Raw genomic sequence first — 26,914 nt, forward strand, 5'->3', positions numbered from 1 at the left:
TGTTATCCTACTGTAGAAAAAGTGCTACTTAGGACTCTAGAAAAAAGTTGCGGGATTTTAGTAAATTATTGCGATTGGATTTGGAGGAGTTGTTTGGGTGTAACGCCAACAATCCGCTTGAAATATCGAGTAAAGTGGCTTTGATCGCAAAAACCTAGCCTAGCAGCAATGTCTGCAATGCTGAGTTCGCTATGTTGCAACAGATATTTGGCTTTATCGATCCGACATTGCAAAATGTATTGGTGGGGCGTTACACCCATACTTTGCTTGAACAAACGCAAGAAGTGATATTGACTCATCTGGGCGATCGCAGCAATCTCACTTAGCTTTACATCCTGATGGAGATGTTCATTGATATACTCGGTTACCTGTTGCAGGGTATATTTGGATAATCCATCAGCATAGCTAGAGAGCTTAGGTTGCGTGGTGCAATAGTTCCGTAATAGATGAATGGCTAATGTCGTTTTGAGACTATCAATCAGCAAATCACCACCAATTTTGCCAGACTCTAATTCTTCTCTCAAGGCACAGAAGATACCTTGTATCAATACATCTTGCCCAGTCATAAAATGAGGGATGAGTTCAATGCGATCGGGATTAACCAAATCTTCACCGACTTGTTTGAGGAGTGCAGACTCAATTGCCAAAATCATAAACTGGACTGAGGTGTTCCAATTACAGCGATGGGAAATACCCGCAGGGATGATAGCAATGTCTCCCAAATTGCGCGTCTCTCTTGTCAGCTTTCCATCCAACCATCGTTCTCCTGATGAGCAAACGCGTGATGAGCAGGAAAGCCCAGAAGCAATGACGTGCATTGTGTGTTGATGCTCAGCTACGTCAAACTTTGGCTGTTGATGGAGTTCAAGATAGATACTGTCCCAACCGCGGCTTGAGAGAACAGCGGGTTTAGGCACAAACGGAGCTGATGCATTCTCTTGGCGGTAATCAATAACTTTGATCGTTTGCCCTTGCGTTCTCATAGAGTGCTTAAACAGCTTGGGGATTTATCTATTCTGACTGTTTTTCGACACGGATGAGCGATCGCCCAAAAGGCACTGTGCTGCGTCCGATCACAGCAGTGACAAGCTAGAATGTGCGCTATTACTGAAAATTTTGTCAAGCGCAAATAAGTGCGATTGTTGAGAGCATAGCGATAGCCGCTTCACCCCCTCACTGTTAACGGCAAAGTTGAGCAGCAGCAAATAACCTCGGCAACTCCATCAGGGGCTTTCGTCCATCCGCTGCATTGTCTTGTTAGCCCGCCCCAAGTGACAGATGTAGAGTGCGTGTACCATGATAGTAACAGACAAACTATTAATAATTCTAAAGAAGATGGGACTCCAGATCTCGATCTCTGACTCTATTGTGCAAGCTCTTCGTTTACCGGAGCAGCGTATTGAGCAAGAACTGCGCCGAGAATTAGCTATTGCTCTATACACACAAGACATTCTTGCGTTTGGCAAAGCACGAGAACTTGCTGAGATGGATAAATATGAATTTGGACAATTACTTGCTCGTCGCGGAGTAGTGCGGCACTATAGTTGTAAAGCCGGATTTCGGATTGCACCAGAGTTATTGGTAGAAATTCTGATGCAGTAGCATGAACGTTGCCAATGTGGACGGCAATCAAAATGGAAAGAACACAGCAACGACAAGCTAAAATGTGTGCTATTACTCAAAATTTTGTCAAGCGGCAATAAGTGCGATCGCCCAGAGCATAGGGATCACTCTGACTGTTAACGGCAAAAATCAGCGGCGGCAGACAACCTTTCCAACCCCACGAGGGGCTTTCCTCCTTCTGCTGCTTGGGCTGCTGGTACTGACGACAAGCTTTAAACTGCTTGAAGCTGTTTTTCTATTGCATCACTCGCAGCACTAACCCCGTTTTCAGCTTGAATGATATGTCTGACTTCTGCTGCTTTAGTTGCATAACTAGGATTTTCCAACAACTCACATAACTCCTTGGCTACCCGTGACGCGAAATACTGCTTACGGGGAATCGTACGAGATGTTCCTAACCGTTCAACTCGTGCGGCGTTGTCCGGTTGGTCATGACTATAGGGCATGATTAGAGTTGGACGACCCGCCCGTAATGCTTGAGCTGTCGTCCCAATTCCGCCGTGATGCACGATCGCACAAGCGTTAGGAAAAATCTGAGAATACGGCACATACTTGACAGCTACAATATCTGCTGAAAGATTCTCTGGAGGTGTATTGTTGCCAATCAACAAAACAGCACGGCGATTAAGGCGCATTGCGGCTTGGATGCTTTCCTGGTAGAAGTTGCCAGCGTCCATCACGGCGGCTGATCCAAGGGTGAAGACAATCGGCGGCTCACCTGCATCCAAAAACTCCTTCAGTTCTGGAGTCAGCTCTGCTTTGCCTTGCGTCCCATCATAGAACGTGAAACCTGCTACTACAGTATTTGCAGCCCAGTCCGGTTGAGGCTTTGCTAAAACAGAGGAAAACAGCGCAACAACAAGGTAGGGGGAGAACTTGCTGTCAATGAAGGGATTGCCCTTGAGCGGCGATAATCCGAGTTCACGGCGAAGTTGACGAATCGGCTCTGCCCAAGAATTACTGACAAATTTGGCAAAAGTGACAATGCCTCGATTCATAGTCAGACCGAGCCTATATAGGTTCGCCAAAGCAGGAAATGACGCTAAAACGGATGGGTCGTAAGCCGAGAAAAAGGACATGGGAACCATTGCACTGGATGCCCATCGCATTCTGAGTTTCTCTGCCACCAGTGGAGTTGCGATTACACCTTCGCCTGAAAAGATAAAATCTGCTCTCTTCGCAACGTTCAGCAAGTCCGTGTACATCTCGCGTAAATTTGGATTAGCCCACTGGCGCACCATGTACTCTTGACCTGTTTTCAGATCCATCATTTGTGCCATTTCTTGTGGATTGTCCAGTGCAGTAAAATCGGGGCGCATTCGATGAAACTCAAATTTCAACGCTTCAATCTTGGATTGATACTCTTTGTGCGTTACGAATACGACATCATGACCGCGTTGCCGCAATTCCAGTGCGATCGCAATCATAGGATGGAGATCGCCAAGAGTTCCTAACGTGGTAACAACAATTCGACTCACTATGAAAGCCTCTCGCTCAGGATCGTTTGCATAAACACAGTTGCTTCATTTTAAACTGTCTGAATTGCTCCACTGAAAAAATTAAAGAACCGCCCCTATTGATAACCTAAGCAGCCTAACTACTACTCTGCCAACCCAAAATTAACGGGTAAAGGCAGACACACCAGACACACCAGATACACGGTCGCGGAGAATGTTTACACCCTGCAAAGTTGCTGTGACAGAGTACTAGCTTGAAAATCGACGCTCTGACGCGGAGAAAGGGAGACGCGGTGAATGAGATTTTCATGTTTGGTTATGGGATTTTCCCATGATTGACTGACTTGAAAAAGGCATAGAGTGCCAGAGAAAATGCTAGCTTGCTTAGATTATAATGAGAATAAACTTAGTCTACAAACTAAGTTTATTCTCATTATGGAAACAGTCAATATCCACCAAGCTAAAATGAATCTCTCACGGCTTTTGTCGCGGGTAGAACTTGGAGAAGAAATCATTATTTCAAACCGAGGTATTGCGATCGCCAAGCTAGTTCCGTTTCGATCCTCATCCAATCGACGCAGTAGTCTAGGGCAGGTTCGAGGGCGTTTCGTAATTCTAGAGGACTTCAACGCTCCCTTGCCGGAAGATATCCTAGCAGCATTTGAGGGTAGCCAGGAGTGAAACTTTTGCTAGATACGTAGTAGGGTGCGTTCTCGCACAAGGTAAGCGCACCACATCAATATTTTTAGCAAATTTAACTACGCTTATAAACTAACTCCATTTTCAGCTTTTCAATCTCAAGCTTCAACTTTTCATTCTCCATCTTCAGCTTGGCATTTTCCTCCTTAATAACTTCAATTTCATTTCTCTTCGTTAAAGCCTGATTCATCGCCAACTTTCGCATATCTAGTGAGAACCAACGCTGATAAGTTTGAGTATGAACTTGCACACTATGCCCCAAATTATCCGCCGCAGCTTTTATAGGTATTCCCAAAATATGCGCCCTAATTGCCCATGCATGACGTAAATCATACGGCTTAAAATCCAATCCTATTTTCCGGAACCACCAACTCACTCGTTGTGTTAATGCCGTTATCTCTGCATGATTACTTTTATCTTTTTTACTAATTGCTGTTGCTAGCATTTCTAAATATTTCGGATTTCTTAAATCAAATTCTTCAATCCATTGTTTATGTAATGGTAATGCTTGTCTTTCACCAGTTTTACACTCTTTATGAACTTTCCACGTCATGTCTGCATTTTCTTCGCTTAACCACCAATCGATATCAGGACTAATAAAAAGCTCCCGTGGTCGTAAACCAAAAGTTGCTAACATTCCATAAGTCCATCGCCAAAGCTGCCAACTATCTTTAACATCTGGATTAACTTGATTGCCTCTGTTATTGAGGTAATCGGCAAACTTGATAATTCCTGCGGATATTTCCACATCAGTCGGTATCTTCCGGGAATTATTTTCAGGCATTTTAGAATATTTAGATAAATCAATTTCAATTTGGAATGTTATGCAAAATGCAGAAATAGCTCTTGCAGCATTATATTTAGCCCATTCTTTATCAATTTTATCAATGCAATTAATCAGATTTTCTGGAGTAGCCAAATCTTTAGGATTAGTGAATCGCTTGGTTCGAGAAAAGTAATAAAAAAAAGTATGCTCGCTTTTTGTAGTACGTTTATGATTTTTAAAATACTCATTTTCAAATTCTTCGAGTAACTCTCCTATTGTTTTCAAGTCTTTTTTACTTGCTTCATTACCTAAATATTTCTCATTCCATTCAAAAGTATGCCTTGCGATTAACTTTCCTAATTCATATGCTTCTTCCTCTGCCGTCTTTAATCCATCCAAATTAGCAGGAATATTCAAACTGAGATTATATTGTTTTCTTCCAGTTCCATTTGTGTCCTTATCTCCGGGTTTAATGGGTAACGTCGCTCGTAATTGCAGACTTCCATTCGATTCTCTAATTGTCACCTTTGTCTTTGCAGACTTCAAACGCTGATTAACTTTCTCTAATTCTAATAGTACTTTTGTTCTCATATACTCTCTTTGCTGCTGTGCTTGCTGACTTGAGCCAAGAAAACTCCCATCGGTAGATGAAATTGGCTCCAAGCCTTCAAAAGCTTGCTGATACTTGTCTTTATCTTGGTTATGCATTGTTGTGTTTTTAGCCTATATTTAGCCTAAAAATAAATGTGTTATCAGCGAACAATGCTTAAGACTGACACTGCTTACTGTAAACATTAGGCTATTTGAAGCTATTGAATCATAAAAAGGATTACTCCGGTCCTTACCACGGTTATGACGGCTTTGCCATCTTTGCCCGCGACATGGATCTCGCGCTCAACAGCCCTACATGGGGATTAATCGGCGCTCCCTGGAATCAAAACGCTAAAGCTAAAGCTGAGGCTAAGGCTGTCGCCTAGGGAAATGGGAGAAAAAAAGATGTGGGGATAACCTGGGGTTTTTACCCCAGGGGGGAGTAGAAAGTAGGGAATGTAACACTCACCACTTCCCACTCCCCACTCCCAACTCTTATTACGCACTCTCCATTACCTCAAATCTTTATTCCTCGACCAATAACTCATTACAGCAACCTAAGGATAGGAAAATGCCTCAGAATCCGGAAAAAATTCAAGACCACGTCGAACTATTCCACCAACCGGAATACCAGCAGCTATTTGAGAACAAAAAGCAATTTGAAAACGGACACGACCCTGAAGAAGTAAAAAGGGTTGCAGAATGGACGAAGACTTGGGAGTATCGTGAAAAGAACTTCGCTCGTGAAGCATTGACCGTTAACCCTGCTAAAGGCTGCCAACCATTAGGGGCAATCTTCGCTGCTGTTGGTTTTGAAGGCACTCTACCTTTTGTCCAAGGTTCCCAAGGTTGCGTTGCTTACTTCCGTACCCACCTAACCCGTCACTACAAAGAACCGTTTTCTGGCGTGTCTTCCTCGATGACTGAAGACGCAGCGGTGTTCGGTGGACTGCAAAACATGATCGACGGCTTGGCGAATTCCTACCAACTCTACAAGCCCAAGATGATTGCTGTCTGCACCACCTGTATGGCAGAGGTTATCGGTGATGACTTGCAGGCTTTCATCAACAATGCCAAGAATGCAGGTTCAGTTCCTCAAGATTTCCCAGTCCCCTTTGCTCACACTCCTAGCTTTGTTGGTTCCCACATCACAGGCTACGACAACATGATGAAGGGTATTCTTTCTAACCTCACAGCAGGTAAGAAGAAAGAAACCAGCAATGGCAAAATCAACTTTATCCCTGGTTTTGACACGTATGTTGGTAACAACCGGGAAATCAAGCGGATTTGTAATCTGATGGGTATCGATTACACCGTGCTGGCTGATAACAGCGACTATCTGGATTCACCCAACACAGGTGAATTTGATATGTACCCAGGTGGTACTCCCCTAGAAGAAGCAGCAGATTCAATTAATGCTAAAGCTACAGTTGCTCTGCAAGCACACTCTACCCCCAAAACCCGCGAATACATCGAAAAAGAATGGAAGCAACAGACCGTAGTTTCTCGTCCTTGGGGTATTAAGGGTACTGATGAGTTCTTGATGAAACTCAGTGAACTGACTGGTAAACCCATTCCTAAAGAACTGGAAATCGAACGCGGTCGCGCAGTTGATGCGATGACTGACTCCCATGCATGGGTTCACGGCAAGCGCTTCGCTATCTACGGTGAGCCTGATCTCGTGTACTGCATGGTAAGCTTCATGCTGGAAATGGGTGCTGAACCTGTGCATATCCTGGTTCATAACAGCAATGAACACTTTGAGAAAGAACTTAAAGAGTTGCTGGATTCTAGCCCCAATGGTAAGAGTGCTACCATCTGGCCTGGTAAAGACCTGTGGCATATGCGTTCTTTGCTATTCACCGAACCCGTAGACTTGCTCATCGGTAACACCTACGGTAAGTACCTGTGGCGTGATTGCAAGGTTCCCCTCGTGAGAATTGGCTATCCGATCATGGATCGTCACCACCTGCACCGCTACGCCACTATCGGATATCAAGGTGCGATCAACTTGCTCAACTGGATCGTGAATACCCTCTTCGAGGAAATCGATCGCAACACCAACATTCCTGCTAAGACCGATATCTCCTACGACTTGATTCGTTAGAGATTGCTTCAACTCGCGTCGTGCCAATAAAGGAAAAGGAAAAGGCAGAAGTAAAATTGAACATTTCTTAATGAATGCCTTTTTCCTTTTACCTTTTTTCTTTTACCTTTTTCCTAAGGATTGTATTATGAAATCGGTAACTCACACTCACACTCACCGGAACTATTATCCACCTAACTATAAAAAATCTGGTTTTGATATTCTAAATCCATTGCGCCGTCGGGTGGATGAAATTCAAGTTAAAAATGCTCGCTTCGCTCATTTAATTTGCCAAGTCATTCCTTGTTGTTGCCCGTTTGAGCGAAAGATTCATTTCTTTGGACATACCCTTCACATTCCTGCACTGTGCAAACTTAATCCCCTGTATGACAATTTTGTTGGATTACGTTTCCGTGCCTTATCTTACCTAAGCGATCAGTGTGGAGAGGATGTCACAAAATATATTTGCTAGTTATTAGTCATTAGTGAGCCAGCGCTGCAGGAGGTGAGACCAGTGCTGCAGGAGGGTTTCCCGACCTAGGCAACTGGCTCTCCCGTTGGGGTTTCCCGACAGCAGGCGACTGGCGTAAGCGCAAAGCGCAGGCTCCGCCAACGCGAAGCGTCTCCGAAGGAGATACCCGAAGGGTCATTAGTCATTGGTTAATCACAAAGCAACGAACAAAAACAAATGACAAAGGATGAAAGACAGATAACAAACGACAAAGGAAAAATCAGATGAAAATCACCCAAGGCAAAATCAACGAGCTGCTCACTGAGCCTGGATGCGAACACAATAAAGACAAGCATGGAGACAAGAAAAACAAGTCTTGCACGCAATTACCGAAGCCTGGTGCTGCTCAGGGTGGTTGTGCCTTTGATGGTGCAATGATTTCCCTAGTCCCAATTACCGATGCTGCTCATTTAGTCCACGGACCGATCGCCTGCTCTGGTAACTCCTGGGGAAGTCGTGGTAGTCTCTCCTCTGGTCCTATGCTCTACAAAACGGGCTTTACCACCGATTTGAGTGAGAATGATGTCATCTTCGGCGGGGAAAAAAAGCTCTACAAAGCCATCCAGGACATACACAAGCGTTACCAACCAGCTGCCATCTTTGTTTACTCCACCTGTGTCACCGCCTTGATTGGTGAAGATATAGATGCAGTCTGCGAAGCCGCTGCCAAGAAATTAGGAACTCCTGTTATCCCCGTAAATGCACCAGGGTTCATTGGTAGCAAAAATCTAGGCAACCGCCTTGCTGGTGAAGCTCTGCTGGAACACGTTGTCGGAACAGCCGAACCTGAATTTACCACACCTTATGACATCAACCTCATCGGTGAATACAACATCGCGGGTGAAATGTGGGGAGTGCTCCCACTGTTGGAGAAATTAGGTATTCGAGTCTTGGCAAAAATTACAGGTGATGCTCGCTACGAAGAAATTTGCTACGCCCACCGTGCCAAGCTCAACGTGATGATCTGCTCAAAAGCGCTAGTCAACATGGGCAGAAAGATGGAAGAGCGCTATGGCATCCCCTACATTGAAGAGTCTTTCTACGGCATAGAAGACATGAACCGCTGTCTGCGGAACACTGCCGCGAAATTGGGCGATCCTGATTTGCAAGAACGTACAGAAAAGCTCATTGCTGAAGAAACCGCCGCCCTGGATCTAGGACTGGCTCCCTATCGCGATCGCCTCAAAGGAAAGCGCGTCGTACTTTATACTGGGGGTGTCAAGAGTTGGTCGATTATTTCTGCGGCTCGTGACTTGGGGATGGAAGTTGTTGCGACCAGCGCCAGAAAAAGTACTGAGGAGGATAAAGCCCGAATCAAGAGGTTGCTAGGTAAAGATGGCGTCATTCTTGAACAAGAAAGCCCTAAGGAAATCTTGCGAATCATTGACGAATCTAAGGCAGATATGTTGATTGCTGGTGGTCGCAATCAATACACCGCTCTTAAAGCCCGGATTCCTTTCTTAGACATCAACCAAGAACGCCATCATCCGTATGCAGGCTATGTGGGGATGTTAGAGATGGCACGAGAAGTGTATGAAGCCCTCTACAGCCCTGTGTGGGAGCAAGTACGCAAACCGGCTCCGTGGGAAGCAAAGGGAGATGAGGGAAATAAGGTAGCAATATCCTCCTCATCCCCCTCATCCTCCTCATCCCCATCTCTTCTACAGGAGGTGAGGTGATGGCGATTGTCAGCGTCACAAACTCATCAGTTGCAGTTAATCCCCTCAAGCAAAGCCAAGCCTTGGGTGCAGCCTTAGCTTTTTTGGGATTGAAAGGCATAATTCCCTTAATGCACGGTTCTCAAGGCTGTACTGCCTTTGCCAAAGTCGTTCTGGTGCGGCATTTCCGTGAAGCGATTCCTCTTTCCACCACAGCGATGACTGAAGTATCGACTATTTTGGGTGGCGAGGAAAATGTTGAACAGGCAATCCTAACGCTGGTGCAAAAGTCTAAGCCAGAAATTATTGGTTTGTGTACCACTGGACTGACGGAAACCAGAGGGGATGATATGCCGGGCTTTCTCAAGGAAATCCGCAAACGTCACCCAGAACTAGATCACCTGCCGATTGTGTTAGTCTCTACACCTGATTTTAAGGGTGCATTGCAAGATGGCTTTGCTGCTGCTGTCGAAAGCATAGTTAAGGAAATTCCGCAAGCAGGCGAAACCAAAGCGCAACAAATCACGATTTTGGCAAGTTCTGCCTTCACTCCAGGGGATGTGCAGGAAATCAAAGAAATTGTCACCGCCTTTGGACTAAAGCCGATCTTTGTGCCCGATCTTTCCGCTTCACTAGATGGTCACTTAGAGGATTCCTACAGCCCCATAACAGCATCTGGCACGAGTTTGGCACAACTGCGGCAAATCGGCAGTTCTTCGTTCACTTTGGCACTCGGCGAAAGTATGCGGGGTGCGGCGCAAATTTTGGAACAGCAGTTTGGCATACCTTACGAGGTGTTTGGTGAACTGACGGGATTAGAAGCGGTGGACTCTTTCCTGCAAGCATTGGCAGACATCAGCGGTATGAGTGTACCAGAGAAATATCGTCGCCAACGCCGCCAGCTACAAGATGCCATGTTGGATACTCACTTTTATTTTGGTTGTAAGCGAGTGTCTTTAGCGCTGGAACCGGACTTGCTTTGGTCAACAGTTCGTTTTCTGCAATCAATGGGGTCTCAGATTCATGCAGCAGTAACGACAACACGCTCTGCTGTGCTGGAAAAACTCCCCGTTAAAAGCGTCACCATCGGTGATTTGGAAGATTTTGAGCAACTCGCACCTGGATCTGACTTGTTGATTGGTAATTCTCATACAGTGGCGATCGCCAAACGCTTAGGAATTCCTGTTTACCGCCAAGGCATTCCGATTTTTGACCGCTTGGGCAATGGTCAGTTTACCAAAGTTGGCTACCGAGGCACGATACAGCTTTTGTTTGACATTGGGAACCTCTTTTTAGAGGAAGAGGAAGAAAAAGCTAAGCATTTCATGAACCACAAAGACCTAGAAAACGCTAATAAAGAATGAGAATTGGGTGTCAGTTTTAGCATTCATGAAATTTCAAAAACATGAGTTATGAATTATGAGTTGTCGTAAATGTTTATTTACTACTCATTACTCATCACTCATAAATTGAGTAGAGGAGAATAAGGATGAAAATTGCTTTCACGACAAGTGACCGACTTCATATTAATGCTCACTTTGGTTGGGCGAAAGAAATTGATGTTTATGAAATTTCTGATTCTGGATATCAGTTTCTAGAAACTCTCACCTTTGATGGTGATCTCAAACAAGATGGTAATGAGGATAAAGTCACACCGAAACTTGATGCACTGGCTGACTGCACGATTGTTTATGTTGCGGCAATTGGAGGTAGTGCAGCTGCTCGGTTAATCAAGAAAGGTGTCACTCCAGTCAAGGCGAAATCGGAAGAAGAAGAGATTGCTGATATTCTCAATAAGTTAGTGCAAACTCTCAAAGGAAACCCTCCGCCTTGGTTGCGTAAAGCTTTACAACAAAAACCCCAAAGCTTTGAAGATGAATTGGAAGAGGAAGCAACCGTATGACGACAACTAATAGTGTTAACGGAACAACTCCAGCAGAAATCTTAAACTCGCCTTTTCTCAAGGCGATCGTGCAACAATTCCGAGGTCAGGATAGTTATGGAACTTACCGTAAGTGGTCGGATGAGTTGCTGCTTAAACCATTTGTTGTAAGTAAACAAAAGAAACGCGAAATTTCTCTTGAGGGTGAAGTCGATCCGATGACTCAGGCACGGATTATGACGTTTTATCGCGCTGTAGCTGCTTGTATTGAAAAGGAAACAGGTCTTTTATCGCAAGTTGTCATTGATTTGAGTCATGAAGGATTTGGTTGGGCGCTCGTCTTTTCCGGTCGTCTTTTGTTAGTTACAAAGACCTTACGCGATGCACACCGCTTTGGCTTTGATTCGTTGGAAAAATTAGCAGAAGAAGGAGAAAAGTTCGTACAAAAGGGAATTGATTTGGCTAAGCGCTTTCCCGAAGTCAGCAAGGTTTAACTAATTAGTCATTAGTCATTAGTCATTGGTCATTAGTAAAGATAAATGACAATGATTAATGACAAATGACAAAGGACAAATGACAAAGGACACGTGAAAAATGACAGTTGAGGAGTTGAAAACTCAAATAAAACGTCTCAATAGTAAAGCAGGTCAAATGAAAATGGACTTGCATGATTTGGCAGAGGGATTACCAACAAATTATCAACAGCTTATGGATGCTGCCTCTGAAACTTATGAAATTTATCGTCAGTTAGATGAACTTAAGCAACAGCTAAAAAAACTGGAGCAGGCAAAATGAACTGGGATTATAATAAATTCAAAAATCTCGTAGATGCAGAGGAGTATTTTGATTTTTTTGAACTCCCATACGACCAAAATGTTGTACACGTAAACCGTCTGCATATTTTGAAAAAGTTTTCTCAACTTATCAAAGAAATTGATGAAAATGATACTGACCTCAGTCTCTCAGATAGGTTAAGTAAATATCGTGAGGCTTTTTCTAAAGCCTATGAGGTATTTCTTGAATCAACACCCCAAGAACAAAAGCTGTTCAAAGTGTTTAATGAGAAGCCTAAAAATGTAGTCACGCTGACAGAAATCACATCGGATTAGGAGGTAAAAAGTGGTAAACCTAACGCCTACCGAATTGGAACGTTACCGTCGCCAAATGATGCTTCCTAATTTTGGCGAAGTAGCACAGAAGCGCCTCAAGTCAGCGACGGTTGTGGTTACAGGAGTAGGAGGCTTGGGCGGTACGGCGGCGCTATACCTTGCGGTAGCTGGCGTTGGGCGGCTGATTCTGGTTCGGGGTGGTGATCTGCGGCTTGATGATATGAATCGTCAGATTCTGATGACGCACGATTGGGTAGGCAAACCCAGAGTATTCAAAGCAAAAGAAACTCTGGAAGCTATCAATCCTGATGTCCAGGTGGAAGCAGTTCATGAATATGTCACCCCGGAAAATGTAGACTCCTTGGTGCAATCAGCTGATATGGCTCTTGACTGCGCTCATAATTTTACGGAGCGCGATTTGTTAAATGAAGCTTGCGTGCGGTGGCGTAAGCCTATGGTAGAAGCAGCAATGGACGGGATGGAGGCTTACTTAACCACGATTATTCCTGGTGTAACGCCTTGTTTATCTTGCCTATTTCCTGAGAAGCCTGATTGGGATACACGTGGCTTTTCAGTTCTGGGTGCTGTTTCTGGAACACTGGCTTGTCTGGCGGCGCTGGAGGCTATCAAGCTGATCACTGGGTTGAGTCAACCTCTGTTGTCAGAACTTTTGACAATTGACCTGACCCGGATGGAATTTGTCAAGCGTCGTTCTTACCGCGATCGCTCTTGTCCTGTATGCGGTAACAGTGCGCCTTGGAGATACTCGCAATCCAATCCTATGGAAACCACCAGTCATTGCAAGTAAATATTAGTCATGTTGGTGTCTTCATTCATTGCTTTAGGGTTTGCCATAGCGTTGTCTCAAGTCAGTGCAAAAATCGCAAATCAAATCTGGCAGTTCCTGGCTATGTTAATTGCTTTGTTCTGCTTGGGTTTAAGCTTCATTTTTTCACCTGTGCCAATTGAAGTGCTGATTGTGATTGCTTTACTCATCACCACTAAACAAATTCACACTTTGAATCACAACAACTAATTCCAACTCATTAGGAGGTTTGATGACGGTTACTTTGACGGAAAAAGCAGAATTTCGCCTGCGCGCGTTTCTGCGGGATTCTACTCCCGAAACCAATACGCCAACTAAAGGTATCCGCATCTCAGTCAAAGATGGTGGTTGCAGTGGCTATGAGTATGCAATGGAAGTCACAAGTTCGCCGCAACCAGATGATTTAGTCAGCCAGCAAGGCAAGGTGCAAGTTTACGTTGATGCTAAAAGTGCGCCGTTATTGGAAGGGGTGGTTGTCGATTTTGTAGAAGGCGTCATGGACGGCGGGTTTAGGTTCATCAACCCCAAGGCTACTGATACCTGTGGTTGTGGAAAGTCATTTAGAACGGCTGACTGTTCCTCTGATGGCGTACCTTGCAGCTAATAGACCTATGATTGAAAATCACTTTCAGACCCTTATGCCGTATGGTCTGAAATCTAATTTCTGGAGATGTCTAATAGCCAATTAGATCCTTCGCCTGGAAAGGAATTCAAATTCAAAATTAGAATTCAAGAATTTTTTGAATTTTGAATTTTGAATGCGTGAATTCTTAAAGCCCTTGAAGTCATAAAACCTAACTGAACTGTACCGCGTGTGAAAAGAATCAGAAAATGACTACATACCAAGTTCGATTAATCAGCAAGAAAGAAGGTCTGGATACCACAATTGAAGTTGATGAGGAGACAACCATCCTAGATGCAGCTGAAGAAAGCGGTATTGATTTGCCCTTTTCTTGTCACGCAGGTGCTTGTTCTAGCTGCGTTGGTAAAGTTGTTGAAGGTGAAATCGACCAATCTGAGCAAAGCTTTTTGGATGACGAGCAAATGTCGAAGGGTTTTGCTCTACTTTGCGTGACTTATCCACGTTCTAATTGCACGATTAAGACTCACCAAGAACCGTACTTAGTCTAGTTCATCTCTTGTTGCAGTGTTTTCATCTGTAAGGCAATAAATTCCTGACTCATGTAGAGACGTAACATGTGAGTCCAGCGCTGCGGGAGGGAAACCCTCCGCAGGCGACTGGCTCTCCCGTTGGGCTACATCTGTACAATAAACTTCTTGTAAAAATCTGAGTTATGAATTTTTAACCACAGATGGACACGAGATTTACACAGATAATTTATCTGTGTCCATCTGTGTTCATCTGTGGTTTCTTTATCAAAAATTAGACTTTTTTAGATATGCAAAATCGAAAATAAGTAAGTAGGCGAGAAAAAATCAAACTATATAAAGAAAAGTAAAGGTTGGAAACTCGCTTGTAGTAGGCGCTTTAGCGCTAAAGCGCTTACTACATACCTTTAATTATTTACACTGACCTACTTAAATAATGTTTTCTAAATTTAGTATCGCAGGTTCCTCATTAGCCTTGCTGAAAATAGGAGAGCGAGGAATCGTCAAGTTCTGCAACATTAAGGACGAAAAATTTCTCAAAGAACTGATATCAATGGGAGTAATACCAGGAGCTTCCATCACTTTAGAACAGCAGTTTCCTTATTTTGTCATCAGAGTAGGAGAAAACAGATTGACACTGCAAAAGGAAATTGCTCGAAGAATTTATGTCCGCATTGATGATCAGTAAACCAATGAGGAATTTGTAGAACCATGATTGAGAATACCGCTGTACGCCACCATCAAAACTTTTTACAAGTCATTCAGAGTTACTATCAACTCACAAAGCCTCGGATTATCCCGCTACTACTCATGACGACTGCTGCTAGTATGTGGATTGCATCCGAGGGAAACGTCAACCCGGTATTGCTGCTTGTGACTCTTTGTGGCGGGACTTTCGCCGCTGCTAGCGCCCAGACAATTAACTGTATCTATGACCGCGACATTGATGACCAAATGGAACGTACGCGTCATCGACCTTTGGTTTCCGGTCGCATACAGCCATCTCATGCTTTGATATTTGCGATCGCACTTGCTTGTCTTTCCTTCAGCCTACTTGCTGTGTTCGTCAACTTGCTAAGTGCTTTATTAACAATGTCCGGTATTATCTTTTATATAGGCGTCTACACTCACTTACTCAAACGCCATAATTCTGCAAACATCGTCATTGGTGGTGCTGCTGGAGCAATTCCGACCTTAGTAGGTTGGGCGGCGGTAACAGATACTTTAAGCTGGGCAGCATGGTTACTATTTGCGATCATATTCTTGTGGACACCTCCCCATTTCTGGGCTTTAGCATTGATGATCCGTGATGAGTATGCCAAAGTTAGTGTACCGATGCTTCCTGTTGTCGCTGGTAGTGTTGCTGCGACTCGTCAGATTTGGGTGTACTCTTTGCTTCTTATCCCCACTACATTTTTACTCGTCTATCCGCTTGCTGTTACTGGTGCTGTTTACGCCTGTATCGCCCTTGTACTGGGGGCTATTTTCATCAAAAAAGCTTGGGCGCTTTTGCACAATCCAGATGATAAACAACTAGCGCGTTCTCTATTTCTCTACTCGATTTTTTATATGATGTTGCTATGCGTTGGAATGGTGATTGATAGCTTGCCTTTGACTCATCGGCTAATAGGAGCAATTTTAGATTTGAGATTTTAGATGGGAGATGACACAGAAAAAAAGGTAGAAGGAAAAAGGCATGGTATATTTTACCTTTTCCCTTACACCTTTACCTAATTGCTGATCTCACATCCAAACTTCAAACCGAGTCATTTTTCGTTCAAGATAAGGAGTTGCAGGAAAAAGCCAGCCACTTTCTCAAGCAACAGCAATTATCATGTTAATACTAGCTTGTTATAAGGATTACTGTCCTCAGTAAATTTACTACTGTGATAACATCTACCGTAGCTTTACTAAACTAAGATGCAAAATCTATTACAGTGGTTTTCTTTGGGGTGGGTATTGCTCGCGAATATCTCAAATGTCCACCAAATCGGCTTTTATAAGCAACAAATACCCTATGATTTATGATTTAATCATAGAAGAAGCAATGTAATTTTTTTCTAAATATTAATTAATATAGTAATTCTAAATCATAAGCTCAACGGGCTGCCTTCGGCTACGTCAACAACAAGATTCCCGACTTCTTTAAGAAGTCGGGAATCTGAACACGCGCGATTTTCATAAATCAAATAGGATTTTTATATATGGGTTAGTTGTGAAAATTTCCACGAGTAATTGTATATATTATGTCAGAAGTGAATCACTATCAATCTGAAGGTAAAGATTTTGAGCGCAAGTGGTCGGATTATTATAACGCTGTTGTGGGTCGTCCACCACGAGACACCCTACTTGAAGCTTTAGCGCGTTTTGACGCTGAAAGTCTTAACCAACAAGAAACAGTTGTCGAACAGCCACGGTTTGCCATTGACTTAGGCTGCGGGGAAGGGCGAGATACAGTAGAACTGTTGCGTCGGGGTTGGCGGGTTTTGGCTATTGATGGTGAAGCTGAAGCGATCGCCCGTTTATTAAATCGTTCAGATATTAATCGCCAACTTCTAGAAACTCGCGTTGTTCTCTTTGAAGACGTAGTGCTACCCGAATCAGTAGATTTAGTAAACGCCAGCTTTTCATTACCATTTTGTCCGCCAAACTCTTTCCCTAGTTTATGGGAAAAAATTATTTCATCATTGCGTTCTGGTGGTCGTTTCTGTGGACAATTGTTTGGGGAACGCGATTCTTGGGCAATTTATGCTTCCATGAATCACCATACGCGCCAACAGATAGAAATGTTGCTGCAACCTTTTGAAATAGAAATGTTACAGGAAGAAGATCATCCCGGAAAAACAGCTATAGGGGAAGACAAGCACTGGCATATTTTTCATGTTGTGGCTCGCAAAAAGTAAGATTTTTATGATAAAAACCTTCGCCAAGCAAATCAGTAGGCAGTGCCTACCCATTCATCATCGAAAATTATGGGTAGAAACCCCGTCCTTCTAGGACGGCTTTGCATTTTTCTTATGAACCATTGCCGCCTTGGGGTTACTTGATTTGGTGTACTTTTGTGTTGTACTTTCAACGGGACAATTACCGTCTCAAATCTTTCACCCTGTACGCACAACGGTTTTGCTCGGTAGAGCCTTCCCGAAAGGGAGTAATGTTAGCCTAGACAATGTTATTAATCGGTACTATATCAAAGACACTGGCTTAACCCTCTAAACCTGTTTAATCCTTGATTTCTAGAGCTACAGACTGGCTGCGCATCCGTAGGTAGGAACTTAAACGCTTACCAATAACGTAGTACTCAAGGTACTTAGTCGGGTCAACTAATCCTATCGGTTTGAGGCGCTTAAGCCCCGAGCCGCGAGAAAGGGGTGTTGACTAGATAGACAGTACCCAATACGGTTGATGATAACATGGTTTGCACTGCCTTCTGACCTATGTAGAGACGTAGCATGCTACGTCTCTACAAGTATGGAATTGTCACAAATAACCCTTAACTTAACGATATTGAGACACTACCCATCCTATCCTTATAGTAATGGTTAACGTCCCGAGCCAGGAGCTGTTGTGCCAGAAGTGCCAGAAGTGCCAGAAGTGCCAGAAGTTCCTGCGCCATTCGTGCCGGAACCGCCGGTAGTTCCTGTACCATTCGTGCCGGAACCGGTAGTTCCTGTACCAGAATGTCCAGAACCAGAATGTCCAGAGCCGCTTGAGCCGGTAGTTCCCGAGCCTCCTGCCATGTTCTGTGCCATTTGTAGGTGATCGGCGACGATTGGAGCAAACTGACTTGCAAACGCTCTCAGATCTGGGTCTTGTCCCTGTTTGAGGTAATTTTGGTAATTAGCCAGAGTTTTGGCATGAGCTTGAGCCTGCCCTTGCATATATGCTCGGTCAAACTCTGTACCTTTTAGGTTGCTCAGTTTCGTCAATAAAGCTCTGTTTTCCTTGCCGATGTCTTTTGGTGGTGTAAAACCCTTTTGCTGGGCTATGGGCGTCAGTTGTTGGCTCGAAGTTGTATGCTCTTGAATCATGCGCTCTGCAAAGCTTCTCACTTCTTGGTTTTGAGACCGTTTAAGTGCCAGTTGACTTGTTTGGATCTCTGTCTGGTCACTTTGCGCTGCCTTGGTGATAAATTGTTTATCCACAGCAGTGAGCGAACGATTAGAACTCGTGCCACCAGGAGAAGACGTGGCACCACCAGAAGGGCTTGTTGTCCCTGGAGTATTCTGGGAAAGGATGGACTGACTAGAACTATTGGAAGAACTAGAGTTAATGTTGGCTTGTACCATTCCTGGGAAAACAATGAAGCTACTTACGCCAGCCACTCCTACAAAACTGCCTACAAACTTTTTCATTAACCGTGTGTGATTGTGCATATTCTTTGATACCTGTGTGTTTGAATCTTTGAAAGATGGTTATGATTTCTATTCCTGAGCGCTCTTGAAGGAGATTCAGAGTAAGGTATGTTCCAAAAATCAGCTTTTATAGGAACTTTCACACTGCTTTGCTTCTAACGGTATTCCTCGCACAAAAACAGGTATAGAGAGCATTCAGGTCAAGTCTCCTTGCCGTTGAGTCGTTAAGGCAGGCTTGAGCTTAATTTATTTGCTTCTTATGAAAAGGTAACTACTGTAGCTTTTTCAAACTTCTACCTCAGGAATATCCTGCCCTTCCATCTGTGGAGGTACTTTATGCCTATTGCAAAGTACGGTGAGCAGCTATCAAGCTAAATGCTTGCTATACCAAGTTCATAACACTTGTAAGTATCTTTGATCTCTTTTGTAATAACAGACCTATTTCATTTGTGATTCAGATCTCCGACTTCTTTAAGAAGTCGGAGATCTTGTGTTTTCACAAATTATTTAGGTTTGCTATATTTACTAAAATCAATGCTTATTATTTATATTTTTTAAGATCCTACTTAAATTATAAGAGTTAGAAAAATATTTTTTTGGATCTGTGATTTTTCCTGATATTGAAAATTAAATCAATACTTGTATCGGTCTTTATAATGCCCTGAGATCTATAAATACACCGATAGTCGTAACTCATTGTTAGAGGCTAACAAACTAAACAATCAAGTAATGCTACAAAAAAGAAATAGAGTATTTCAAAGCAAAACTAACGAATGTTTATGAAGCAACCTTTGAGTGAGACGACAACCCAATGGCTTATAGCAAAAGCTTACAATATTCAAGATTTAAATTCCAGAGGTGAAAATGGCGATACAGCTTTGATGAAAGCCACAAGAGAAGGCGTTTACTCAGTCGTTAAAGAACTGATTGACGCAGGTGCAAATATCAATGCTAGAAACAATGATGGCAATAATGCTTTGTGGTTTGCTTGTTTTGGCAACCACTACGATTTGATGAATTTATTACTGATGACGAATATTAACATTGACAACCAAAATGATAACGGCGCTACTGTTTTGATGTACGCAGCATCAGCGGGCAAACTAGAAGTTGTCAAGCTGCTCTTAAAGCATAACCCTAACCTAGATTTGAAGAACTTAGATGATTTTAAAGCTCTAGATTTTGCCAGCACTATAGAAGTTTTAACAATACTGAAAGATGCAACCAAACCAAAAAGTAGGTAAAACTTATCACGACTCCACAAAGCATTCTTACCTATCAGTAATGCTCGACCCAAATTATGTCGATGCATCTACCCAACCATCACCATTTAAATTCTATCCAAAGTTTTATAGGAGATTGAAATTAAATGTCAATAATCCTATTCATTCATTTCTTTGGCTAACCAGCGCTATTACTTTTGAAAAAAATTATCAAGATGCTCCATATAAGCTGCGAGTCAATCCATCCGCTGGCGCTCTCTATCCTACTGAAGTTTACGTCCAAATTCGAGGGATAGAGGGGATAGTAGATGGTATCTATCATCTAGAAGTTGCAAATCATTGTCTAACACTCATTTATGAATTGATTGATGATGGATTAGAGAGTTACATATTAGCTAATAATCGTATCATCGGATTCATTTTTTTAATCAGTTGCGTTTATTATAGGTCTAGTTGGAAATATAAAGAAAGGAGTGTGAGGTATTGCTGTTTAGATAGCGGGCACCATTTAGGCGCTATTGCAGCCTCAACTTATCTACACAATAGAAAGCTACAATTATTTTTTGATTTTGATAAACTCGCTCTCAATGCTGATTTAGGCTTTGAGAATAAAGAGTTTATAACTGCTTGTGCTATCTCTGGTGAGTTCCAAGAAAAGACTGTCAGACGTTTAAGGCTGAAAGTGCCTTTCGTTTGCGGAACTGATTATTTTGAAGCTAATCAATTTATTGAAGATGGCTATCAAGCAACTGCTACTTCTGGGAGTTCCCAAAAACAACTAGAGTATCCGCAGTTTGACTTTGACAAGGAAAGATTTTACCAAACTGTTTGGAACAGACGCTCAATCAGGCGTTTTCAGAAAAAGTCTATCTCTGCAAAAGATTTCTGGAATATCTTACAAGAAGTACAAAAACCGATACCAACAGAAAATTTCGAGGAGATAGAAATTTACTCTGTTATTCACCGAGTTGAGGGAATATCGCCTGGCTTATATCAAGGAAAGCGTCTGATTAAAGCAGGTAATTTCAATGACAAGGTGGGTTACTTGTGTGTGAATCAAGCCCTTGCTAGAGATAGTGCTGTAACTTTATTTTTTGTTTCCAACTACAGCAATTATCAAACGGCGATGCAAATTGCTGGTTTTTTGGGACAGAGGCTGTATCTATCCAGCAACTATTGGGATATTCAGTGTAGCGGTATTGGTGCTTTCTATGATGACGAGACTCAGGAATTTTTAGAAACAAAGAAAGACGTACTCTATGCAATGGTCATTGGAAAATAGTTAGAGCAATCGAGAGACAAGGAGATGAAGAGCAAACATTTTTTTCACGAAGAGGATTCACGCCCTGTTCAAGCTACATCAGCAGATATTATTCTGCGGCAGCAACTCGAGTATTCTATTAGTAGATACTTTTACGAAGGGTGCGATCGCACTATCCAAGATTTATTGTCTAATTGTCGGTGGTACGTAACCACTCACGTGAGTACTTTGACTTTGGTCATTGAATGTCCTGACCAAGTGACAAACTGGCGTATGTTACAGAAACTTGTGACGATGGCTGCATTGCTACATACACTTGTCAGCAGTGCAAAAATTCGCCTCTGTCCTCCCAAAGGTCAAGGAATGCCTTTTGAAATGAGAGTGGATGAATTATCAGTTTACCGAGATTTGGCTTAAGTTTGCAACACAGCCTGCGTTCTTAATTCGCGGGATCTACTCAACATATTCTTGGCGTACAATCAACATCTCAAAGCACACTTGTCTTTATTATTACTAACTACATTTGGTTGGATGCTGAGATTTTGACTGAGTTAGCATGAGCCAGGAACTTAGCTCATGCTAACTCAGTCAGTAACTTTGACTTACTATGTTACATGTTTTCCCATTTGGTTAAAGGTAGTTCAAAATTGCAGTGAAGACTCATTTACATCAAACAAAGTAAGCTTGAACGCAAGGCGAGTAAAAAAAGACGAGAGAACAGTTTCATTTTTCGTGTCAAGTGTTTCTCCTTGGCTGCATCTACCTCTTTATTCCTCTTGCCTTTCTCTGGACGCGATAAATCGCTTCTGGTACAATAATGGCTACTTTGTTAGTATTAAGTGCAATTTCATGACGCAACTTTGCACAAAATTTACTGAATACCAACCAAAGGATGTGAAAACATTAAAGCCATACCTTCTGTAGTTACAGATGTTTTTAAGCAGATGAACAGAAAATTTGTCTTCACCTTGCTTTCTAGTCCAGTACTGTTTGCTTCGATGCTGTCTTTGGCAATGATGACCCAACCAGCTAGAGCAAATCAAACAGCGAATCCAGCCACCAACAATCTCTCCTGCACAACTTCCCCTCACAAATCAACCCCTCGTCTAACATGTTCGCGGGTTAACAACACTTCTGGTTCCTCTGTTGTAGAATTTGCAGCACCACAAGGCGATCAAAATAAAGCCGCCGGAGAACTGGAATTCACTGATGAAGAAAGCGAAGCAGCCATAGCCAAATATGGCTGTGATTGCGTAGCCTGCATCAATGGTATTCGTCAAATGCGAGGTCTTGCTCCTGTGACAGGATAGTGAACAAGCCAGGAAAATAGGCACACAAGAGCCAGAAATTATCCAAAAGCACCATAATACCCCATCCTAAAAATACCCGTAGGTTGGGGTATTACGTATGTAATGACGACGAATGACCCCTAAATAATCAGGACTTACGCATTTTAACGAAAAACTGTCATTCTGAGTGTAGCAAAGAGCGAAACGTAAGCGCTTTGCGCTTACGCTACACTCCGTTTCGCTTAGTATGACATTCTCGACTTGGCGTAAGTCCTGTAATGTTTCACGTAGTGAGGCTACTAGGTGTCAATAAGCCTTTCTAAAAAGAGGTTAATTAACAGTAAACAAGCAATCATCATGAAGATAATATGAACTGCTGCGCTTTCCGCTACGCTCCAAACGGAGTTTCTGCAGAAAACATCGCTTCTGACGCTTCACCTGGAGAACTTACCAACTTGATTCCCGGAGGTACAAGATGATAGCGGTTCTCCATCGACGTCTAAGGACGCTAGTTCCTAACGCCCATATTTATTTCTTGTTGACAGGGGACTTATTTTTTCGTCGTATTCCTGCCTTACGGGTTGGCTTCTCCGGGTACTGCCGTCAACTGTACCGAACAGGGGTAGATAAGAGCTTTTGTCCCTTTAGGGGAAGGAGGTTGTCATCCCTAACAGCAAGCGCCTCTGATTACAAGTTTTAGGTCGCTGCATGTATGATTTCATACTTCCGGTCTACCTGTCAAGTGGACGCCTGCCTTTCATCCCCAGGTTCCGCTGCACTCCACCTGGGGACTTCCCGCCAGGATTGTTAAACTCAAGGTGATGTAGATTCATAGTTCCTACCTGTGTTATGTCCTCTACCATTGATTCCTTGCCACCAAATCTTGCTAAAATTGTCCAACGTTTCCAACGAGCCTCTGACCCGAAGCGACGTTACGAACAGCTCATTTGGTATGGTCAGCGGCTCAAGGAGTTCCCAGAAGGTGACAAAGTACCAGAAAACAAAGTTCCTGGCTGCGCTTCCCAAGTTTTTGTCACAGCGACTCTGGAAGACGATAAAGTCATATTCCAAGGGGACTCGGATTCTCAATTAACCAAAGGATTAGTCGGGCTTTTGGTCGAAGGGTTAAATGGACTGACTCCTAGTGAAATTGTGCAACTGACTCCAGATTTTATTCAAGAAACTGGTTTAAATGTCAGCCTGACGCCCTCGCGAGCGAATGGATTTTACAACATTTTTAAAACTATGCAAAAAAAAGCCTTGGAATCTCAGTTAATCGCTAATGGCTAACATATAGTTAATAGTCAATAGTCAATAGTTAATAGTTAATAGTAAAAAACTATAGATTATAGGCTATGGACACCGGACTATTGACTTATCAGAAAACTCAAATAGCCAAACCTTTTAAGAAAATATTTTGTTATGTCAACCAATTTATTATCTGCATCTCCCTATAGTGAGATTGGTGGAGTCGTTCAAGAATATTTTTGGAACTGGGAAAACCAGCAATTACGTGCTGTGTATGAAAGTTTAGGAAAAGGTTCGCAGCTTTTGCTACTCCCAGCTTTCAGTACCGTTTCTACGCGCTCAGAAATGGGCGAAATCGGCAAATTGCTTTCTCCCAATTTTCAAGTAGTCGCAGTAGATTGGCCTGGTTTTGGGCAATCTTCACGCCTTGCAGTAAATTACGGACCAGCTTTGTACCAGGAATTTCTGGAAGGTTTCGTCACATCTGTAATAAAGACGCCAGTAGCAGTGGTTGCGGCGGGTCATAGCGCAGCTTATGTTCTGCAACTCGCAAATAAAATACCAACCGTATTTTCGCGTATAGTCTTGGTAGCTCCAACTTGGCGCGGTCCGTTACGGGTTATGGGACTCAATCAGCAAATCACTGGGACAGTTAGAGAGTTGGTGCGATCGCCTTTTGTTGGTCAATTTCTTTACAAGCTCAACACCTTACCCTCTTTCCTCAGTTTTATGTATCGTCGCCACGTCTATGTAGATGCGGCAAAACTCACACCCGACTTCATCCAGCATAAATGGCGCAATACACAACAGCCAGGGGGAAGATATGCTCCGGCGGCATTTGTCACCGGTACCCTCGATGCTGTAGACAACCAAGCTGATTTTCTAGCACTTGCTCGGGGTTTGTCTGTACCGTTGAAAGTTGTTATTGGAGAATCCAGCCCTGCGAAATCTCGTGCAGAAATGGATGCTTTGGCAACTTTACCGGGAGTACAAACAGTTGTTCTTCCAGGTTCGTTAGGAATGCATGAGGAATACCCACAGGCTGTGGTTGAAGCGGTTCGAGACTTTTTATTATCTTCCTGAAATTTAATCGACTCCAGACAGAAAGCGGTTTTCTCCAAGAAACCCGCTTTCTATTGTCACCTGATTAGCTACCCAATCTGTTAGCAGTACGTTTCTTGTGTCGAAAAAGCGAAAACGCTAGTAACCCAACAACACCGAGTCCAATTGTGGTTGTAGGTTCAGGTATTGGCTTGACTTGAAAATCAAAACTGAAGGTGCCAGACTCGCCGAGAAGTGTGCGGTTATTAGCAGTACCTAAATCTATAAGCTTGAATGTAGCTAAGTAATTTCCTTGTGGCGCAGCAGCGTCAGTCCAAAAAGTAGGAGTGAAAGAAAAATCATCCCCACTGCCGATAGTGTAAATATCGCCAACAGAGTTGAAGAGATTTGACCCTGACTGGTCAGCAATATTTAAACCATTGCTTAATGACACCAATTGTAAACCAATTGTTGCTCCCTCAAGCGATCCTTGCCAACGACTATTACTGCTATTAAACAGATATTGGTTTTCTGGTTCGGTAGAATTTTGGAGCGATCGCACAGGTTGTATATTGAGATCGCTGTACTCCTCGTTTGTCGGAGTGGTAATTAAACGACCAGTAAAAACTCCTGTTCCTGGTAATAATGTTAGAGGCGATTGTTGTAAGTATGGTTCAGGAATTCTGTTATTTGTGTTGGTTGAGGTAATGGTTGGACTGTTTTGTGACCCTAAATAGCTGTAAGCACCAATACCGTGGAAATGGTTGGTTGTGGGGTCTTCTTCCCTATGTGCATACAAAAAGGTCAGACGATTGTAGTTCGGGTTTTCCAAGCCAGCGTATGTACCGCTCGTAAGAACCTGCAAAGTATCTCGCCCTACGAAGTATTCAGTTTCATCAGCATGACTATGAGCGTCATGAGCTTGTGCTGATGTCAATGCGGTAGATAACACTAGGGGTGCTGACACTAAAAAGCTGACTGCAATAGACACAGATGCTTGCCCTGTTTGAATTTGTTGCTTAAGAAACCGGGTCGTGTTATTCGCAACCACAACGCTTCTCCATTTAAGTCTGATTTTGATTAAGATAATGATTATCACAAAGTCTTGGATTTTGTTTATTAAGAATTTTTAAAGAGAATTTCAAGCTACTGTTTCGCTTCCTACCAAGTTACGTTCAAAACCTTAGCGCCGCGCCTCTTTGAACTTTAGAGAGGCGTATCCGTAAGGGCGGGTTCAGTGTCGGGTGTGGGACTACCGCAGCCTGAAGGTGGTGCAGGAGAGATTGCTGAGCGGTCCGCTCAGCAACGAGCTGTGTGATAAGATGTCAGGACATCTTCACGGATTGTATTTCAACTTGGGTAGTAGTGTATGAAGTGGAATCCACAAGACTATGCTAAAAACTCGGATGCTCAATTGAAATGGGCAAAGGAACTAAAGCAAAGTCTTAATTTGCAAGGTGATGAATCCGTTCTGGATGTCGGCTGTGGAGATGGAAAAATCACCGCTGAGTTTGCAACTACTTTACCCAAAGGCAGAGTGGTTGGTATAGATAGTTCCCCCGATATGATTGCTTATGCTACTCGCACCTATGGGGCTCATGTATATGCAAACCTTTCTTTCGCTTGTGTTGATGCACGTTCTCTCGATTTCGAGCAGGAGTTCCATCTGTGCTTTTCAAATGAGGCGCTGCACTGGGTTGACGATCACCAAGCATTTCTTGGAGGTGCGAGTCGGTCGTTGCGGCGTGGGGGTCGGTTGGTTATTGCATGTGGTGGTCAGGGAACTGCGGCGGATATTTTGCAAGTTTTCTCTGAACTTATCTGCTGCGAACCTTGGAAGCACTATTTTGATGGCTTTCACAATCCCTATTTCTTCTACGGGGATCAGGACTATTCACTATGGTTAGAAAAAGCTGGTTTTAACATTGAGCGGCTTGAGTTAATTCCAAAAGACATGACGCATGTTGGTAAAGAGGGTTTAGCAGGTTGGATACGCACAACCTGGATGCCTTTCACACAAAGCGTTCCTGAGAGTAAACGGGGCGATTTTATCACTCATTTTGTGGAGACATACCTCCAAAGGATTCCCCTTGACCAAGATGGATTAGTACATGTTCGTATGGTGAAATTAGAAGTCAGTGCCCTCAAGTCATAATCCTCATAACTTGAGGGCAAATGC

At 43.2% G+C, this 26,914-nt stretch carries 30 protein-coding genes and 1 pseudogene; 25 read left to right on the forward strand and 6 right to left on the reverse strand.

The window, feature by feature from the left end:
• Window positions 1-65: 65 nt before the first annotated feature.
• Window positions 66-983, reverse strand: a complete 918-nt coding sequence (locus tag ACM0OZ_RS00930) for a helix-turn-helix domain-containing protein (protein ID WP_414580876.1) — start codon at window positions 981-983, stop codon at window positions 66-68.
• 352 nt (window positions 984-1,335) lie between these two features.
• Between ACM0OZ_RS00930 and ACM0OZ_RS00935 the strand changes: the two genes are divergently transcribed.
• Complete coding sequence (locus ACM0OZ_RS00935; RefSeq protein ID WP_414580878.1) at window positions 1,336-1,602, forward strand: UPF0175 family protein; 267 nt, start codon at window positions 1,336-1,338, stop codon at window positions 1,600-1,602.
• Between the two features lie 233 nt (window positions 1,603-1,835).
• Here the strand turns inward: ACM0OZ_RS00935 and ACM0OZ_RS00940 are convergent, their stop codons facing one another.
• Window positions 1,836-3,101 (reverse strand): glycosyltransferase, encoded by a 1,266-nt coding sequence (locus ACM0OZ_RS00940; protein WP_414580880.1) that lies wholly within the window; start codon window positions 3,099-3,101, stop codon window positions 1,836-1,838.
• Window positions 3,102-3,515: 414 nt separating this feature from the next.
• On the opposite strand from ACM0OZ_RS00940, the gene ACM0OZ_RS00945 reads away from it, so the two are divergent.
• Entirely contained in the window at window positions 3,516-3,761 is a 246-nt protein-coding gene (locus ACM0OZ_RS00945) for a type II toxin-antitoxin system Phd/YefM family antitoxin (RefSeq protein ID WP_414580882.1), read from the forward strand.
• Window positions 3,762-3,834: 73 nt separating this feature from the next.
• Here the strand turns inward: ACM0OZ_RS00945 and ACM0OZ_RS00950 are convergent, their stop codons facing one another.
• The gene (locus ACM0OZ_RS00950; protein ID WP_414580883.1) at window positions 3,835-5,253 is read right to left on the reverse strand and encodes a site-specific integrase; all 1,419 of its coding nucleotides are present in this window, start codon (window positions 5,251-5,253) and stop codon (window positions 3,835-3,837) included.
• Between the two features lie 110 nt (window positions 5,254-5,363).
• Here ACM0OZ_RS00950 and ACM0OZ_RS00955 point away from each other — a divergent pair.
• The 3 genes and pseudogenes from ACM0OZ_RS00955 to ACM0OZ_RS00965 form a co-directional block, all read left to right on the forward strand.
• Window positions 5,364-5,522 (forward strand): annotated as a pseudogene (locus ACM0OZ_RS00955) (nitrogenase molybdenum-iron protein alpha chain); the annotation flags it as partial.
• 185 nt (window positions 5,523-5,707) lie between these two features.
• Complete coding sequence (gene nifK, locus ACM0OZ_RS00960) at window positions 5,708-7,243, forward strand: nitrogenase molybdenum-iron protein subunit beta (RefSeq protein ID WP_414580885.1); 1,536 nt, start codon at window positions 5,708-5,710, stop codon at window positions 7,241-7,243.
• 127 nt (window positions 7,244-7,370) lie between these two features.
• Window positions 7,371-7,694: a Mo-dependent nitrogenase C-terminal domain-containing protein gene (locus tag ACM0OZ_RS00965; protein WP_414580887.1), complete on the forward strand. Its 324-nt coding sequence runs from the start codon at window positions 7,371-7,373 to the stop codon at window positions 7,692-7,694.
• Between the two features lie 10 nt (window positions 7,695-7,704).
• Here the strand turns inward: ACM0OZ_RS00965 and ACM0OZ_RS00970 are convergent, their stop codons facing one another.
• Window positions 7,705-7,872, reverse strand: coding sequence for a hypothetical protein (locus ACM0OZ_RS00970; RefSeq protein ID WP_414580889.1), 168 nt, complete (start codon window positions 7,870-7,872; stop codon window positions 7,705-7,707).
• An 85-nt stretch (window positions 7,873-7,957) separates the two neighbouring features.
• Between ACM0OZ_RS00970 and nifE the strand changes: the two genes are divergently transcribed.
• From nifE to ACM0OZ_RS01035, 13 genes are all read left to right on the forward strand, one after another.
• Complete coding sequence (gene nifE / locus ACM0OZ_RS00975; RefSeq protein WP_414580891.1) at window positions 7,958-9,412, forward strand: nitrogenase iron-molybdenum cofactor biosynthesis protein NifE; 1,455 nt, start codon at window positions 7,958-7,960, stop codon at window positions 9,410-9,412.
• Window positions 9,412-10,755: a nitrogenase iron-molybdenum cofactor biosynthesis protein NifN gene (nifN, locus tag ACM0OZ_RS00980; protein WP_414580893.1), complete on the forward strand. Its 1,344-nt coding sequence runs from the start codon at window positions 9,412-9,414 to the stop codon at window positions 10,753-10,755. The genes nifE and nifN overlap by 1 nt, the downstream gene beginning before the upstream one ends.
• A gap of 125 nt (window positions 10,756-10,880) precedes the next feature.
• Window positions 10,881-11,294 carry a nitrogen fixation protein NifX gene (gene nifX / locus ACM0OZ_RS00985; RefSeq protein ID WP_414580894.1) on the forward strand — a complete coding sequence of 138 codons (414 nt, stop codon included), beginning with the start codon at window positions 10,881-10,883 and terminating at the stop codon, window positions 11,292-11,294.
• On the forward strand, window positions 11,291-11,767 hold the full coding sequence (locus ACM0OZ_RS00990) for a NifX-associated nitrogen fixation protein (protein ID WP_414580896.1): 477 nt from the start codon (window positions 11,291-11,293) through the stop codon (window positions 11,765-11,767). The genes nifX and ACM0OZ_RS00990 overlap by 4 nt, the downstream gene beginning before the upstream one ends.
• A 100-nt stretch (window positions 11,768-11,867) precedes the next feature.
• Window positions 11,868-12,068 (forward strand): CCE_0567 family metalloprotein, encoded by a 201-nt coding sequence (locus ACM0OZ_RS00995; protein ID WP_414580897.1) that lies wholly within the window; start codon window positions 11,868-11,870, stop codon window positions 12,066-12,068.
• Window positions 12,065-12,382, forward strand: coding sequence for a nitrogenase-stabilizing/protective protein NifW (gene nifW, locus ACM0OZ_RS01000; protein WP_414580898.1), 318 nt, complete (start codon window positions 12,065-12,067; stop codon window positions 12,380-12,382). Before ACM0OZ_RS00995 ends, nifW begins: the two co-directional genes overlap by 4 nt.
• Window positions 12,383-12,392: 10 nt before the next feature.
• On the forward strand, window positions 12,393-13,190 hold the full coding sequence (locus ACM0OZ_RS01005) for a HesA/MoeB/ThiF family protein (protein ID WP_414580900.1): 798 nt from the start codon (window positions 12,393-12,395) through the stop codon (window positions 13,188-13,190).
• Between the two features lie 9 nt (window positions 13,191-13,199).
• Window positions 13,200-13,418 carry a hypothetical protein gene (locus ACM0OZ_RS01010; protein WP_041037231.1) on the forward strand — a complete coding sequence of 73 codons (219 nt, stop codon included), beginning with the start codon at window positions 13,200-13,202 and terminating at the stop codon, window positions 13,416-13,418.
• Window positions 13,419-13,440: 22 nt separating this feature from the next.
• Window positions 13,441-13,812 carry a HesB/IscA family protein gene (locus ACM0OZ_RS01015; RefSeq protein ID WP_414580902.1) on the forward strand — a complete coding sequence of 124 codons (372 nt, stop codon included), beginning with the start codon at window positions 13,441-13,443 and terminating at the stop codon, window positions 13,810-13,812.
• A 227-nt stretch (window positions 13,813-14,039) separates the two neighbouring features.
• Window positions 14,040-14,339, forward strand: a complete 300-nt coding sequence (locus tag ACM0OZ_RS01020) for a 2Fe-2S iron-sulfur cluster-binding protein (RefSeq protein WP_096569368.1) — start codon at window positions 14,040-14,042, stop codon at window positions 14,337-14,339.
• 415 nt (window positions 14,340-14,754) lie between these two features.
• Window positions 14,755-15,006 carry a FeoA family protein gene (locus ACM0OZ_RS01025; RefSeq protein ID WP_414580905.1) on the forward strand — a complete coding sequence of 84 codons (252 nt, stop codon included), beginning with the start codon at window positions 14,755-14,757 and terminating at the stop codon, window positions 15,004-15,006.
• Between the two features lie 23 nt (window positions 15,007-15,029).
• Window positions 15,030-15,974, forward strand: a complete 945-nt coding sequence (locus ACM0OZ_RS01030; protein ID WP_414580906.1) for a heme o synthase — start codon at window positions 15,030-15,032, stop codon at window positions 15,972-15,974.
• A 590-nt stretch (window positions 15,975-16,564) separates the two neighbouring features.
• Window positions 16,565-17,221 carry a class I SAM-dependent methyltransferase gene (locus ACM0OZ_RS01035; protein WP_414580908.1) on the forward strand — a complete coding sequence of 219 codons (657 nt, stop codon included), beginning with the start codon at window positions 16,565-16,567 and terminating at the stop codon, window positions 17,219-17,221.
• Between the two features lie 639 nt (window positions 17,222-17,860).
• Here the strand turns inward: ACM0OZ_RS01035 and ACM0OZ_RS01040 are convergent.
• On the reverse strand, window positions 17,861-18,694 hold the full coding sequence (locus ACM0OZ_RS01040) for a DUF4142 domain-containing protein (protein WP_414580910.1): 834 nt from the start codon (window positions 18,692-18,694) through the stop codon (window positions 17,861-17,863).
• 758 nt (window positions 18,695-19,452) lie between these two features.
• Between ACM0OZ_RS01040 and ACM0OZ_RS01045 the strand changes: the two genes are divergently transcribed.
• The 6 genes from ACM0OZ_RS01045 (at window position 19,453) to ACM0OZ_RS01070 (ending at window position 24,777) form a co-directional block, all read left to right on the forward strand.
• Window positions 19,453-19,917: an ankyrin repeat domain-containing protein gene (locus tag ACM0OZ_RS01045; RefSeq protein WP_414580911.1), complete on the forward strand. Its 465-nt coding sequence runs from the start codon at window positions 19,453-19,455 to the stop codon at window positions 19,915-19,917.
• Window positions 19,892-21,178, forward strand: coding sequence for a SagB family peptide dehydrogenase (locus ACM0OZ_RS01050; RefSeq protein WP_414580912.1), 1,287 nt, complete (start codon window positions 19,892-19,894; stop codon window positions 21,176-21,178). Before ACM0OZ_RS01045 ends, ACM0OZ_RS01050 begins: the two co-directional genes overlap by 26 nt.
• 24 nt (window positions 21,179-21,202) lie before the next feature.
• Entirely contained in the window at window positions 21,203-21,574 is a 372-nt protein-coding gene (locus tag ACM0OZ_RS01055) for a hypothetical protein (RefSeq protein WP_096569385.1), read from the forward strand.
• Window positions 21,575-22,101: 527 nt separating this feature from the next.
• Complete coding sequence (locus ACM0OZ_RS01060) at window positions 22,102-22,467, forward strand: hypothetical protein (protein WP_414580914.1); 366 nt, start codon at window positions 22,102-22,104, stop codon at window positions 22,465-22,467.
• An 828-nt stretch (window positions 22,468-23,295) separates the two neighbouring features.
• A complete protein-coding gene (locus ACM0OZ_RS01065) occupies window positions 23,296-23,736 on the forward strand; it encodes a SufE family protein (protein ID WP_414580916.1) in 441 nt (146 codons plus the stop codon).
• A 132-nt stretch (window positions 23,737-23,868) separates the two neighbouring features.
• On the forward strand, window positions 23,869-24,777 hold the full coding sequence (locus ACM0OZ_RS01070) for an alpha/beta fold hydrolase (RefSeq protein WP_414580918.1): 909 nt from the start codon (window positions 23,869-23,871) through the stop codon (window positions 24,775-24,777).
• A 64-nt stretch (window positions 24,778-24,841) separates the two neighbouring features.
• Here the strand turns inward: ACM0OZ_RS01070 and ACM0OZ_RS01075 are convergent, their stop codons facing one another.
• Window positions 24,842-25,786, reverse strand: a complete 945-nt coding sequence (locus ACM0OZ_RS01075) for an all3515 family Zur-repressed PEP-CTERM protein (RefSeq protein WP_414580920.1) — start codon at window positions 25,784-25,786, stop codon at window positions 24,842-24,844.
• A gap of 318 nt (window positions 25,787-26,104) precedes the next feature.
• Here ACM0OZ_RS01075 and ACM0OZ_RS01080 point away from each other — a divergent pair, with 318 nt between their 5' ends.
• Complete coding sequence (locus tag ACM0OZ_RS01080; protein WP_414580921.1) at window positions 26,105-26,890, forward strand: class I SAM-dependent methyltransferase; 786 nt, start codon at window positions 26,105-26,107, stop codon at window positions 26,888-26,890.
• The last annotated feature ends 24 nt before the right edge of the window (window positions 26,891-26,914 follow it).

The organism is Scytonema sp. PCC 10023, from assembly GCF_963920835.1.
In the GTDB taxonomy this organism is placed as follows: domain Bacteria; phylum Cyanobacteriota; class Cyanobacteriia; order Cyanobacteriales; family Nostocaceae; genus Kalymmatonema.